The organism is Flavobacterium sp. 316, assembly GCF_000967805.1.
Classification (GTDB): domain Bacteria; phylum Bacteroidota; class Bacteroidia; order Flavobacteriales; family Flavobacteriaceae; genus Flavobacterium; species Flavobacterium sediminilitoris.
Map to the genome: position 1 here is coordinate 207,654 of NZ_JYGZ01000002.1, position 13,937 is coordinate 221,590.

The following is a 13,937-nucleotide window of genomic DNA, read 5'->3' on the forward strand; positions in this document are numbered from 1 at the left end:
AATAATATGAAAAATAATAATTTATTGAATAAAGCATTACTTTTTAGTTTTGCATTATTGTTGCTAATTTCGTCAAGTTGTTCTGATGAATTCTTGGACGAACCAAAGAACCAAAGTGGATTAACTGAAGACGTGGTTTTTTCTAATAGAGCAGTGGCGGACGCCTTTGTTTCTGGAATTTTAAGAAGATATAGAGCTCAATATACTACTGTTGATTCAGGAGGGTTATATTCACAGTATTTTGCCAGAACAATTAAAGGAAATGATTTAATTCAATCTGCAAATTGGTATCAATTTGATTATGCACATGAAAATAGAGAACCAAGTTATAGAAGAACAGTGTTTAATTGGGATTTTAATTATGAAATTATATTTTATGCTAATCAATTAATTTCAGGTGTTGAAAGAAGTGAAGAATTGTCTAGTAATGATAAAAATGAATTAATCGCAATAGGAAAAACTCTTCGAGCTTTTCATTATTTTCAATTAGTACTAGAGTTTGCACCAAACTACCTTACTGATCCAAATGCTAAGAAGCTTCCTATATATACTGAACCTGTAACTGGTGCAACTCAGCCAAAGGAACCAAGTTCTACAAGTGATGTGTATGCATTGATTTTAGGAGATTTAAGGTCAGCTATTCAAGTGTTACCAGATACTAGAATAGGAAAAAGTTATGTTAATAAGGAAGTGGCTAATGGTATTTTAGCGAGAGTTTTATTAGTTACTCAAGACGATTGGACAAGTGCTTCAATAGCTGCTCAAGAGGCATATGGAGGAGATGCAAATACGGCTGTGGTTTCTACTAATTGGGGAAATGGATTTAATAATATTGAAGATGCTGAATGGATTTGGGGAATGTATCAAGATGAAGCAGAAACTAATTTTTATTATGCTGCTCCTCATGTTCTTACAGATCATTTAACGCTTTCATATCAAGCTACATATGTGAACTCTAATTTTGTTAATGAATTTACGGCATCTGATATTAGAAATACTTTTTTCGATATTTATAATTCAGCAACTCCTTGGAGAAAATTTGTGACGACAAAATTTGCCTTTACATTTGATGCTGATTTGCCAATAATGAGAAAATCTGAAATGGTATTGATTGATGCAGAAGCTCAATTTAGATCAGGAAATGAGCCAGGTGCAAGAGATTTACTGTTTTCTTTACAGTCTGATAGAGATCCAAATGCTGTTTTGTCTACTAATACAGGTAATGATTTATTAGAGGAGATTCTTTTAGAAAGACGTAAGGAACTTTATGGAGAAATTGGTGTGGAGTGGTTTGATGCAAAAAGATTGAGAAGACCAATAGTAAGAGATAACGTACACAGAGTAGTGCTTACTGTGCCAGCTGATAGTGAATTATTTTATTTGAAGGTTCCTCAAAAAGAAATTGATAGAAACCCATTCATTGATGCGAATATCAATAATTAATTTCAATTTTATATGTATAACTATAAACTACTTTAGAGATAACCTCTAAAGTAGTTTATTTTTTTAATTATTATGAAAAAAATTTACTATTTATTACTGCTTTTTGTGTTTTGCGGTTATTCGCAAACAAGGAATCAAAGGGAAAATATTATTAGAGAGTATGATTTGGATAAGTTGAATGGTTTGATTAATAGGTTTAATAAGAATGATAGTTTGAGGAATTCTGATATTGAAAAATTTTTATTGAATAATTCATTAAAGGTAAACTCTATTTATTCAAGTAATATTCCGTATAAAATATTTGATATTATTGATGGAAGACCTGTGTTTATTTTAACAGATAATGCCAATAGTGCAAAGGCTACTGGTACTAATTCATTGCATTTTGGTGGAAGTTTAGGACTTGATTTGGAAGGTGAAAATATGTTGATTGGTGTTTGGGATGGTGGATTGGCAAGAGTAGATCATATGGAATTTCAGAATGATGAGACTGTATCTTCTTCTAGGGTTTTAACACCTGAATATGTGTTACCAAATCCTCCTAGTGATAGTCATGCAACACATGTTTCAGGAACCTTGATTGCTAAAGGCGTAGATGCTTCTGGAAAGGGAATGGCTCCTAAAGCTAATTTAGTTTCTTATAATTGGACTAATGATTTATCAGAAGTAGTCTCAGAGATTGCAAATAATGCATTGTTGATTTCTAATCATTCATATGGGATTCCGGTTTTGGATGAAAATGGAGATCAAAATGCAGCAACATGGCAGATGGGGTGTTATGATACTGAATCGAGGAATTGGGATGAAGTAGCTTATAACTCTCCTTATTATTTGATGGTTACTTCTGCAGGGAATTCAGGGACTAGTAGCTATTCTGGAGGGTTGTCACCTAACTATGATAAATTAACTGCCGAAAAAAATGCAAAAAATAATTTAGTTGTTGCAAACGCAAATCCTTTTATTAGTCCAGTTAATGGAAGTTTGATATCTTTAGTTATAAATTCTTCTAGTAGTCAAGGTCCATCAGATGACGGGAGGGTTAAACCTGATATTGCGGGAGATGGTACCAATGTATGGTCTACAGATAACGATAATTTGACTTCATATAGTTTTAAAACTGGGACGTCAATGGCTTCTCCAAATGTAGCAGGTTCTTTATTGTTGTTACAAGAATATTATAATAATTTAAATTCTTCATTTATGTTATCGTCAACTTTAAAAGGACTAGTTTGTCATACTGCGAGAGATGGTGGTGTAATTGGTCCAGATGCTAAATTTGGTTGGGGGTTGCTGAATGCTGAGAGTGCAGCAAATTTAATTAGAGAGTCATTTAGTTTGACTCCAAAATCTTTAATTAAGGAGATTATCTTGAATCAAGATGATGTATATACTTTTGATGTTGATGTATCAATTGCTCAAAGACTTATAGCAACAATATGCTGGATAGATCCTCCAGGTATTGCTAAAGACAATCAGCTTAATTCATCTATTCCTGCTTTAGTTAATGATTTAGATATTAGAGTTGTAAAGAATGAAGAAGTTAATTTTCCATGGAAGTTACAGTTAAACAATTTGTCAGGCGCTGCTGTTAAAGGAGATAATACTGTTGATAATGTTGAAAAAATTGAAATTGATAATGCTATAGGAAGGTATACTATTCAAGTTAGACACAAAGGAAGTTTAAGTTCAGGTTCTCAAAAATTTAGCTTAGTTGTGTCTGGTTTTGATTCTGCTGTACTTGAAAATTCATCTTTTAATTTAAATAATGATTCTTATACTATATATCCTGTTCCTACTTATGATAATATTAGTATAAGGTCTAATAATAATTTTATAAGTGAATATTATATCATTGATTATATTGGTAGAGTTGTGAAAGAAAAGTATGTTCTAAATAGTCCTAATAATGTTATAGATATTAATTTAGATAATTTAAATTCGGGTACGTATTATGTCGTATTCAAGGTTGGTGAAGATAATTTCATAAAGAGAGTAATTAAAAAATAATGTGAATATTTTTTAATTGAATAGGGCAGTAATTAAAAACTATTGCCTATTCAATTAAAAAATATTTTTTTTGAGTTATACACTTAGCGTCTGTTTTATATTTTTTTGATAAATTGGTTTTGTATTTAGCATTTTTTCTATGGTTTTATGAAAAATACTTGTTTTAAATTGAGAACGATTTATTCTAAAACAAAACTCATCAAAATAGGCTTGGATATGCCATTTACTAACATGGGTTGGTGTTGTCCTAATCCAAGATTTCAATTGCATTATTATAATATGTAATTCGTTGAAATTTCTTCCATTATTACTTAATTGCTGTTCAATATTGTAAAGTTTTTTTAGAGGTTCATATCCTCTCCATTTATCCGTTACTATCTTTGTCGTTTGACTTATATGTTCTTCAAAAATTGGAGTTAGTGATTTTGAAGAATAGTCGTCAATAGATTTCACATAGACTCTTTTTATCTGATGTTTTTGGTTTAATTCTACTGCTATTACTGCTTTTTTCTTTTTAGAATTATAACTTCTTCCTTGTTTTGCTTCTTCTTTTCCACCCACAGTAAATTCGTCTACATGAACCAATTCTGACAAAGGATATTTCTGGCTACTTTGCATTGCTTTGCGCACTTTTTGCATAAAATACCAAGCAGTACCTTGGCGAATACCAAAGCGTTTGCCCATTTGAATACTTGATACACTTTTACTACTAGTTGTCATTTCAAACACAATACAAAAAGCTTTATGTAAACCAAATTTAACCTTGTGAAACAACGTATTTGCAGTGGCACTTTCAACATGTTGACAATTATAACATTGGTAATTATATCCCGATTTTTCACATCCTTTTGTATGACCACACTTCATACAAATAAAACCATCTTTCCATTTCATTTGTGCTAAATATACCTTACAAGATTCATCATTTGGCAATTCTTTTATAAAGTTTAGTATGCTTTGTCCTTCAAATACTTCTATAATAGCTGATTTTAAAGACTTAAAAATACAGAAATTAAATGATTAACTCAATATTTTTTTATTGGTTTAGTAATGTTATATTTAAAAAATGTAGGTCTTTTTTTATTCACTATTTTCTCATTACATTTGCTCATATTTATAATATAATGAAAAACCTATTTTTTTTATTTTTAATATTATCTTCATCATTTGCTTTTTCACAAAAGAATGTATCAAAAACAGAGAATAATATTATAAAGAAAGATACTCTAAAAGTACTAAAACCTTTGAATATGGCTGATATAGATGAGAAACCATCTATAGAGTTGTATAAAACTTATACTCTTGATAGAGATACTACATTTTTAGATACAACTTTGTCAATTCAAAAAGAATATAGATATAATTTACTGAGAAAAGATATTTTTGGATTAATAGCGTTTGCTAATGAAGGGCATACATATAATACATTAAATTATTCTTTAGTTAAGAAATCAATTCACCCATCAATGGGTTTTTCAGCAAAACATTTTAATTATTTAGAAATAGAAGATATTAAATATTATAATGTTCCAACACCTTTGTCTGATTTGTATTTTAAAACGGTAATGGAGCAAGGGCAATCAGTTGACGCTTTTTTGACAGTAAATACAAAACCTAATTTAAATTTTTCTATTGCTTATAAAGGATTGCGATCAAATGGAAAATATATAAATAACATATCAAGTTCTGGAAATTTCAGATTCACTACGAGTTATTTTACAAAAGATAAACGATATATATTAAATGCTCATTTTGCAGGACAAGACATTTCAAATCAAGAAAATGGAGGAATCAAAGATATAAATCTATTTGAAGAGAGTGAAAATCCATATAATGAAAGGGAAAGAATCGATGTTTATTTTAGAAACGCAACATCACTTTTAAAAGGAAATCGATTTCTTATTGACCATTCATTCAAATTGAATAAAAACAATCCAAATAGTTTAATTTTTACTCATCAATTTAATCACGAGTATAAGTTTTTCAATTATACACAATTAACAGCAGATAAGAGGTTTGGAGATTTCTATTCTGGTTCAATAAATAATAAAACAAGATATAATCATTTATATAATAAATTAGGAGTTGGCTTTACAACTAAAAAATATGGAGACGTTTCCTTCTTCGTAGAAGATAATACATACAATTATTTTTATAAAAGTATTGTTTTTGATAATATAGGAAATACGTTAGTTCCTAATGCAATTAATGAAAGAATAACTTCTATAGGAGGAAATTATACATATTATGCAAATAAATTAAAGGCCAATTTGTTAATTTCAAATGCAATTACAGATCAATCTGTTTCAAATATTGAAGCAACGCTAAATTATAAATTAAATGAGGATTATCAATTTGTGTTTAAATATCAAAAGTTAAATAGTTTACCAAACCTTAATTACACATTATATCAAAGTAATTATGTAGATTATAATTGGGCAAATAATTTTAAAAATGAAAAGAAAAATCAATTTCAATTCTCAGCATTAACAAAATGGATAAATCTTGAAGCACAATATTCAATTTTAGACGATTATCTATATTTCGATAATATCACAAATAGTATTGATACACTTACAGTAAAACCTTTTCAAAATAATAAAACTATAAATTATGCGTCTATTAAAGTATCAAAAGAAATTAAATTTTGGAAACTAGCATTAGATAATACTTTTTTATATCAAAATGTAGAAAACTCAGACAAAACGCTAAATGTTCCACAATTTGTAACAAGAAACTCACTTTATTTTTCAGAACATATATTCAAAAAAGCCATGTTTATTCAAACAGGAATTATTTTCAATTATTTTACAGAATATTATGCTAACGACTATAACCCATTATTGGGAGAATTTTATGTCCAAAATGAAAGAAAAATTGGAGGATTTCCTATGTTTGATTTCTTTATAAACGCAAAAGTTCGTCAAACAAGAATATTTCTAAAAGCTGAGCATTTTAATTCAGCTTGGACAGGATACAATTTTTATTCAGCACCAAACTACCCGTACAGAGATTTTATTGTTCGATTTGGATTAGTTTGGAATTTTTTCAAATAAAAAACGAATCAAAAGGCATTTTTGTAATCCATTTTCCTGCTTTTCCTTGTAGGTTTTGGTTTTTATAAACAAAAAAGCTGCCAGTACAATCAGGGTTAAATTATAAACTCTCTCTAATTTTTGTATTCATAATATTCACATTATCTTTGCATTTACAAAATTTAAAAAATGAAATACGCAAAAAATATATTAGAAACTATTGGAAATACACCGTTAGTAAAAATAAATAAACTTACTAAAGAAATCGACGCATTAGTTCTAGCAAAAGTAGAAACTTTTAATCCAGGAAATTCTGTAAAAGACAGAATGGCTGTTAAAATGATTGAAGATGCGGAAGCAGACGGAAGATTAAAACCAGGTGGAACCATAATTGAAGGAACATCAGGAAACACAGGAATGGGATTAGCACTTGCCGCAATTGTGAAAGGATATAAGTTAATTTGTGTTATTTCAGATAAGCAATCAAAAGAAAAAATGGATATTCTTCGTGCTGTTGGAGCAAGAGTAGTAGTATGTCCAACAGATGTTGAACCAACAGATCCACGTTCTTATTACTCGGTTTCAAAACGTTTAGCAACTGAAACTGAAAACGCATGGTATGTAAATCAATACGATAACCCAAGTAATGCAATTGCACATTACGAACAAACTGCACCAGAGATTTGGGAACAAACTGAAGGAAAAATTACACATTTTGTAGTAGGAGTAGGAACAGGTGGAACTATTTCTGGAGTTGCAAAATATCTTAAAGAGAAAAATCCAAACGTGAAAATATGGGGAATAGATACCTATGGTTCAGTATTTAAAAAATATCATGAAACAGGAATTTTTGATGAAAATGAAATTTATTCTTATATAACAGAAGGAATTGGAGAAGATATTTTACCTAAAAACGTTGATTTTTCACTAATTGATGGTTTTACAAAAGTAACAGATAAAGATGCAGCAGTTTATACAAGAAAACTAGCATTAGAAGAAGGGATATTTGTAGGGAACTCAGCAGGAGCAGCTATAAAAGGGTTATTACAGTTAAAAGAACATTTTAAACCAGAAGATGTTGTAGTAGTTTTATTTCACGATTCAGGAAGTAGATATGTCGGAAAAATGTTCAATGATGATTGGATGAGAGAAAGAGGATTCTTAGAAGAAGAAGTAACAAAAGCATTAGATTTAATTAAAGATCATCAAGATAAGCCATTAATAATTGTACGAACAGAAGAATTAGTATCTCATGCAATTGAAAGACTAAAAAAATATAAAATTTCTCAAATTCCAGTTATAGATACAACAGGGTTTGTAGGAAGTATTGATGAAACAGATTTGTTTAGAAGTTATGTTGAAGATAAAAATATAGCAGATAAACCAATAAAAGATATTATGGGTAAACCATATCCAATTGTTAAAGCTTCAACTTCAATGGAAGAAATTTCTAAATTAATAAATAAAGATAATCAAGCCGTTTTAGTAGAATTAGAAAACGGAAAACATCATATTGTTACTAAACATGATATTATAAGTTCAATAAAATAATTAAGCCATTAAAAAAAACCTGCAAATTTATGATTTGCAGGTTTTTTTATTTTGTATATATTTGTACTTTATTATAAGCCAATTAATTAGTACAAGCCATATTATGAAAGAAGACTTCTTACATTATATTTGGTTACATAAAAAAGTCAATGTAACTCAATTATACACTACGAAAGGAGAAAAAGTAGAAATTCTCCATTTTGGACATTATTTACAAACTTCAGGTCCAGATTTTTTTAATTCAAAAATAATTATAGATAATCAGCAATGGGCTGGAAATATTGAAATTCATGTAAAATCATCAGATTGGTATTTACATAATCATCAAAAAGATGAAAATTATGATAATGTAATTTTACATGTAGTTTGGGAACACGATATCGAAGTTTTTAGAAAAGACAATTCAGAAATCCCTGTTTTAGAATTGAAGGAATGTGTTTCAAAGACTGAAGTTGTTAAATATGAAAATTTAATAAAGACCAAAACGTGGATCAATTGTGAAAATCAAATTACAACAATTGATGATTTTATATTCGATAACTGGAAAGAAAGATTATTTTTTGAACGATTAGAGAGAAAATCAAATGAAGTATTGCAGTTACTTAGTGAAACAAAAAACGACTGGGAAGCAGTACTTTTTTGCATGCTAGCAAAAAACTTTGGATTAAATACAAATGGAGAGGCTTTTCTTAAAATTGCAAAATCGATTCCTTTTTCTACAATTAGAAAAGAAAGAATCTCTGTTGAAAACCTAGAGGCATTATTATTTGGGTATTCAAATTTATTAGAAGAAAACTATGAAGACGAATATTATATAAAAATAGTATCAAAGTGGGAATATCTTCAAAATAAATATGCTTTAGAAAAAATATTTTTAGAGCCATTACAGTTTTATAAGCTTCGGCCAGATAATTTTCCAACAATTCGTTTAGCTCAATTAGCCAGTTTATATAGTACTATTGATAATGTTTTTTCAAAATGTATAAATTTAAATGATAAAGATAAATTCTATAGGCTATTCTCATTTGAAACAAATAATTATTGGAAAGATCATTACAATTTTGATAAAAAAAATAGCATAAAAAGAAAGCTGCTGTCAAGAAATTTTATAGATTTAATAATCATAAATACGATAATCCCTTTGAAATTTACTTATGATTATTATATAGGTAAAGATAATATAGAATCAATATTAAGTCTAATAAAACAAATTCAACCAGAAAAAAACACTATAATAAATAAATTTAATAGTTTTAAAATTAAAGCAAATAATGCTTTTGATTCGCAAAGTTTATTACAATTGAAAAACGAATATTGTAGTAAAAACAAATGTTTACACTGTAGAATAGGACTAAAATTGATTAAAAATTAATATGTATATTTGAAAAGTTTAAATAGAATTTTTAATGTATAAAATACTTCATTTTTTTGAAAAACATGGCTTTTTTGTAGCAACAAGATTAGCCGATAAATTAGGTATCAGAGCAACAAATGTTCGACTTTTTTTTATATACATATCTTTTGTAACCGCAGGCTTAGGTTTCGGGTTTTATTTAACACTAGCGTTTTTATTGAAATTAAAAGATATGATTTATACAAAAAGATCATCTGTGTTTGATTTATAGTAAACAATTGTCAAAAAATTAACTTTTCTTTGTTTTTTCGATACTTTTCTTATCTTTGAGAAATTAACAACCAATTATATAGTATGTCAACAAAAGCAGATTCTTGGGGTTCGCGAGTCGGACTCATTCTGGCAATGGCTGGAAATGCTGTAGGACTTGGAAACTTTTTACGTTTTCCAGTTCAAGCAGTTCAAAATGGAGGAGGAGCCTTTATTATTCCATATTTAATATGTTTTTTAGTAATGGGTATTCCATTATTATTTATTGAATGGTCTACAGGAAGATACGGTGGCAAATTTGGAAATCATAGTACGCCATACATTCTAAATACTATGGGTAAAAGCCGAGTTTGGAAGTATATTGGAGTGTTTGGAATCTTTACTAATATTGCTGTTGCAGCCTATTATTGTTATATTGAATCATGGACAATGTCTTATGTGTATCATTCCATTGTAGGAACGTTTAAAGATATGAGTCAAGCGGATGTTGCAGGATTCTTTAACTCTTATGTTGATGTTGCTCATTCTACAACAGGTATTCCTTATGAAGCCGTAATATTTTACATTGTTTGTTTACTTTTAAATACATATATATTATCTAAAGGATTAAGTGGAATTGAAAAAGTAGCCAAAATTGGTATGCCTTTGTTAATAACATTTGGTGTTATTTTAGCAATTAGAGGATTAACATTAGGAACAAGTGGAGCTTCAGATATTTTTCCAGAAGCTAATGCTTGGGATGGTCTTAATTTCTTATGGACGCCACAATTTGATTCATTATCTAATCCAAAAGTTTGGTTAGCAGCAGCGGGTCAAATATTTTTCACACTTTCAGTAGGTATGGGTACAATTCATTGTTATGCAGCATATTTGAAAGAAAAAGATGACGTGGCCTTAAATGCAGTCTCGGCAGGTTTTATGAATGAATTTGTTGAAGTTGTATTAGGTAGTTTAATAGTTGTTCCAATTGCTGCAGGTTATTTAGGGTTGGATTGGGTTATTCAGAACGCAGGTTTTGGAATGGCGTTTCAAACTATGCCATATTTATTTCAACAATGGGGAGATGTCTTATCAATATTTGCAGGAGTCTTTTGGTTTGGTCTATTGTTCTTTGCAGGGATTACCTCTTCGTTAGCAATGGGTACTCCATGGATGGGATTTATGCGAGATGAATTTAATTGGAGTAAAAATAAAGGAGCTTGGTCATTTGGTGCCTTAGCTTTAACAATGGGACTTCCAACAGTTATTTTTTATAATCAAGGATTATTTGATCAATATGACTATTGGGCAGGAACGGTAAGTTTGGTTGTTTTTGCATTCTTAGAAACAGTTTTATTTTCTTATATTTTTGGAATTAAGAAAGGTTGGGTAGAAATTAATAAAGGAGCAGATATTAAATTACCAGGTTTCTATAAATATATTATCCTGATTGTTACTCCAGCTTTATTAGGTTGGGTATTAGTGTCAAGTATTCCTGATTGGGTTGATAAAGTAAAAGATTCAGACACTCATAATAAAGAATGGTTTTCAGATGCATATTATGCGGAAAATTTTGAAAGTACTGGAACTAAATCAGCAATTGTTGAGGAAGTAACTCCAACGGAAATAAAATTTACTTTTGAAAATGAGAAGAAAGTTTTTGATAAAACAACAGAAAAAGTAAAAGTAGAGACATTTAAAGACACAAAAATATATACTTTCGATGCAAGTAAAAATCAAAAAACACTTGTACAAGTAGGAGATAACATAAATCCAAAAGATAAAATTGCAACAGGAGACTTTACTAATAATACATTTTATAAATTTTTAGGAAGAATGTTATTGTTAATGTTGTTCTTGTTCATTTCAATAGTAGTGTATTTAGCTTATAAAAAACGAGTAAAAGAAGGGAGAGAATAATTATGAATACAACAGCATTAATAACAATGATTTGCGCACAAGGAATTGTGGTTTCATTTGCAGCATTTTTTTTCTATAAAGTTCTAACAATTCCACCAAAACAAGAACCAGATTCTTATAGTGAGAATGATGATGAATTAGTAAGAAAACAAGAAGAATAATATATTAAAGTTTTTCAGGTATAACTATTTTGAAAAAACAGATGGAAAAAATAAAATCCTACTTTCTATTTTCTAGAGAACATAGAAGTGGGATTTTTTCATTATTGATTTTGATTATAATTGTTCAAATAATTTATTATTTGATGAAAACAACTAATTATGGCAATGATAATTTAAATGAAACCGATGAAGAATGGCTCCTTGTTCAAGACGAAATAGACAGTATAAAAAAAAGTATTGTAGATGAAAAATATGAAATAAAACCTTTCAATCCGAATTTTATAACAGATTATAAAGGATATATGTTAGGAATGTCTATCGAGGAAATTGATAGATTACATGAGTATAGAAAATCAGGAAAATTTATTAATTCCTCAAAAGAATTTCAAGAGATTACTAAGATTTCAGATGAACTATTGATGAAGATGCAAGTGAATTTTAAGTTTCCTGATTGGGTAACTTCAAAGAAAAGTAACCCTATTTCATATACTAAACAAAATAAAGAAAAAATTGTTCCAATAGATTTAAATTTAGCAACAAAAGAACAGATAATGAAGATTTATGGTATTGGAGATAAAATTTCGGATATCATATTGAAAGAGAAAATGAAATTAGGAACTTTTGCTACAATTGATCAGTTGCAATTTATTTGGGGAATTACACCTGAAATTTTTGAAGAATGTAAAACAGCATTTTTTGTGTCGCCCAATCAAAATTTAAATAAAATTAAAATAAATGAAGCTTCAATAAAAGAATTGGCAAAATTTCCATATTTTAATTATGCTTTTGCAAAAGAGATTGTTACTTATAGAAGTATGAATGGTGTTTTAAGTTCTATTGAAGATTTGGCAAAAATTAACAACTGTCCCTTAGAAAAATTAAAAATAATCGCCTTATATTTGGAATTCTAAAAAAATAGCTCATTTTAAAGAAATCAAATATAAATTCATGGATTCAATATATTTTACAGAAGAACATCAATTATTTAGATCAAGCTTACGCGATTTTTTGCATAAAGAAGTTGTGCCTCATATCGAAAAATGGGAAAAAACAGGAACAATCGAACGTTTTATTTGGAAAAAGTTTGGAGAAATGGGTTTTTTCGGGATACGATATCCTGAAGCATATGGAGGTTTAGGGTTGGATTTATTTTATACTGTTATCTTTTTAGAAGAACTCCAAAAAATAAAATCTGCTGGTTTTGCTGCGGCTATGTGGGCACATTCTTACTTAGCAATGACGCATTTAAATGCAGAAGGAGATGAACGAATTAAGCAAGACTATTTAGTTCCAAGTATTTCAGGTGATAAAATAGGCGCTTTATGTATTACAGAACCTTTTGGAGGTAGTGATGTTGCAGGAATGCGTACAATTGCCGTGAAAAAAGGAGATAAATATGTTATTAATGGTTCTAAAACATTTATAACTAATGGTGTTTATGCTGATTACCTAGTTGTTGCAGCAAAGACCAGCCCTGATTTGGGAAATAAAGGAATTAGTATCTTTTTAGTAGATAGTAATACAGAAGGAGTATCTGCTACTAAACTAGATAAATTAGGATGGAGAGCTTCTGATACAGCAGAAATAGCATTTGATAATGTTGAAATTCCTATCGAAAATTTAATGGGTGAAGAAGGAAAAGGCTTTCCGTATATTATGCAGCATTTTGCTCTAGAACGTCTTATAATGGCTATTAATGCGCATGCAAGAGCAGAATATGCTATTGAATATACTATTGAATATATGTCTCAACGTGAGGCTTTTGGGAAAACAATTAATAAATTTCAAGCATTACGTCATACAATAGTGGAACATGCAACTGATGTTGAGCATTGTAAAATATTTAATTATGCTGCTGTAGCAAGATTGGATAAGGGTGAATATGTAGTAAAGGAGGCAACTATGGCCAAGTTAAAATCAACAAAAGTTGCTGATGAAACTATTTATAGCTGTTTGCAGATGTTAGGTGGTTATGGATATATGGAAGAATATCCGTTAGCACGCTTATTTAGAGATAGTCGTTTAGGACCTATTGGTGGTGGGACTTCAGAAATTCTTAAAGAAATCCTGTCAAAGATGATTATTGATAATCAAAATTATAAACCAGCCGTTAAATCATAGCTTTGTAAGCTTGTAAATACTACATTTTAGTTATATGGAAAAGAATTTTAAGTATAAACGCTTTTAAAAATTTATATTGATAAGTAAAGTGAGTAT

The 13,937-nt window shown here is 29.1% G+C and carries 11 protein-coding genes; 10 read left to right on the top strand and 1 reads right to left on the bottom strand.

Annotation, left to right across the window (positions count from 1 at the left end; genetic code table 11):
* Positions 1–6 precede the first annotated feature (6 nt).
* Both SY27_RS04625 and SY27_RS04630 read left to right on the top strand, forming a co-directional pair.
* The gene (locus SY27_RS04625) at positions 7–1,443 is read left to right on the top strand and encodes a RagB/SusD family nutrient uptake outer membrane protein (RefSeq protein WP_052705140.1); all 1,437 of its coding nucleotides are present in this window, start codon (positions 7–9) and stop codon (positions 1,441–1,443) included.
* Positions 1,444–1,515: 72 nt separating this feature from the next.
* On the top strand, positions 1,516–3,450 hold the full coding sequence (locus SY27_RS04630) for a S8 family serine peptidase (protein ID WP_052705142.1): 1,935 nt from the start codon (positions 1,516–1,518) through the stop codon (positions 3,448–3,450).
* Positions 3,451–3,525: 75 nt separating this feature from the next.
* Here SY27_RS04630 and SY27_RS04635 read toward each other — a convergent pair whose 3' ends face one another.
* Positions 3,526–4,428, bottom strand: a complete 903-nt coding sequence (locus SY27_RS04635; RefSeq protein ID WP_045967673.1) for an IS1595-like element ISFlsp3 family transposase — start codon at positions 4,426–4,428, stop codon at positions 3,526–3,528.
* 146 nt (positions 4,429–4,574) lie between these two features.
* Here SY27_RS04635 and SY27_RS04640 point away from each other — a divergent pair, with 146 nt between their 5' ends.
* From SY27_RS04640 to SY27_RS04670, 8 genes are all read left to right on the top strand, one after another.
* A complete protein-coding gene (locus SY27_RS04640) occupies positions 4,575–6,506 on the top strand; it encodes a putative porin (protein ID WP_045967674.1) in 1,932 nt (643 codons plus the stop codon).
* Between the two features lie 168 nt (positions 6,507–6,674).
* Positions 6,675–8,036 carry a pyridoxal-phosphate dependent enzyme gene (locus SY27_RS04645; RefSeq protein WP_045967676.1) on the top strand — a complete coding sequence of 454 codons (1,362 nt, stop codon included), beginning with the start codon at positions 6,675–6,677 and terminating at the stop codon, positions 8,034–8,036.
* Positions 8,037–8,139: 103 nt separating this feature from the next.
* Positions 8,140–9,408 (top strand): DUF2851 family protein, encoded by a 1,269-nt coding sequence (locus SY27_RS04650; protein WP_045967678.1) that lies wholly within the window; start codon positions 8,140–8,142, stop codon positions 9,406–9,408.
* Positions 9,409–9,442: 34 nt separating this feature from the next.
* Positions 9,443–9,661 carry a PspC domain-containing protein gene (locus tag SY27_RS04655; protein WP_235270890.1) on the top strand — a complete coding sequence of 73 codons (219 nt, stop codon included), beginning with the start codon at positions 9,443–9,445 and terminating at the stop codon, positions 9,659–9,661.
* Between the two features lie 83 nt (positions 9,662–9,744).
* The gene (locus SY27_RS04660) at positions 9,745–11,559 is read left to right on the top strand and encodes a sodium-dependent transporter (RefSeq protein WP_045967682.1); all 1,815 of its coding nucleotides are present in this window, start codon (positions 9,745–9,747) and stop codon (positions 11,557–11,559) included.
* 2 nt (positions 11,560–11,561) lie between these two features.
* Positions 11,562–11,720 (top strand): hypothetical protein, encoded by a 159-nt coding sequence (locus tag SY27_RS18980; RefSeq protein WP_200894129.1) that lies wholly within the window; start codon positions 11,562–11,564, stop codon positions 11,718–11,720.
* 41 nt (positions 11,721–11,761) lie between these two features.
* Positions 11,762–12,631 (top strand): helix-hairpin-helix domain-containing protein, encoded by an 870-nt coding sequence (locus SY27_RS04665; protein WP_045967684.1) that lies wholly within the window; start codon positions 11,762–11,764, stop codon positions 12,629–12,631.
* A gap of 37 nt (positions 12,632–12,668) precedes the next feature.
* Positions 12,669–13,841 (top strand): acyl-CoA dehydrogenase family protein, encoded by a 1,173-nt coding sequence (locus SY27_RS04670; RefSeq protein ID WP_045967686.1) that lies wholly within the window; start codon positions 12,669–12,671, stop codon positions 13,839–13,841.
* Positions 13,842–13,937 lie beyond the last annotated feature (96 nt).

Bases quoted from the DNA above. Each gene is read 5' to 3' on its own strand.
- SY27_RS04625 (WP_052705140.1), top strand. From the start codon at position 7: ATGAAAAATAATAATTTATTGAATAAAGCATTACTTTTTAGTTTTGCA.
- SY27_RS04630 (WP_052705142.1), top strand. From the start codon at position 1,516: ATGAAAAAAATTTACTATTTATTACTGCTTTTTGTGTTTTGCGGTTAT.
- SY27_RS04640 (WP_045967674.1), top strand. From the start codon at position 4,575: ATGAAAAACCTATTTTTTTTATTTTTAATATTATCTTCATCATTTGCT.
- SY27_RS04645 (WP_045967676.1), top strand. From the start codon at position 6,675: ATGAAATACGCAAAAAATATATTAGAAACTATTGGAAATACACCGTTA.
- SY27_RS04650 (WP_045967678.1), top strand. From the start codon at position 8,140: ATGAAAGAAGACTTCTTACATTATATTTGGTTACATAAAAAAGTCAAT.
- SY27_RS04655 (WP_235270890.1), top strand. From the start codon at position 9,443: ATGTATAAAATACTTCATTTTTTTGAAAAACATGGCTTTTTTGTAGCA.
- SY27_RS04660 (WP_045967682.1), top strand. From the start codon at position 9,745: ATGTCAACAAAAGCAGATTCTTGGGGTTCGCGAGTCGGACTCATTCTG.
- SY27_RS18980 (WP_200894129.1), top strand. From the start codon at position 11,562: ATGAATACAACAGCATTAATAACAATGATTTGCGCACAAGGAATTGTG.
- SY27_RS04665 (WP_045967684.1), top strand. From the start codon at position 11,762: ATGGAAAAAATAAAATCCTACTTTCTATTTTCTAGAGAACATAGAAGT.
- SY27_RS04670 (WP_045967686.1), top strand. From the start codon at position 12,669: ATGGATTCAATATATTTTACAGAAGAACATCAATTATTTAGATCAAGC.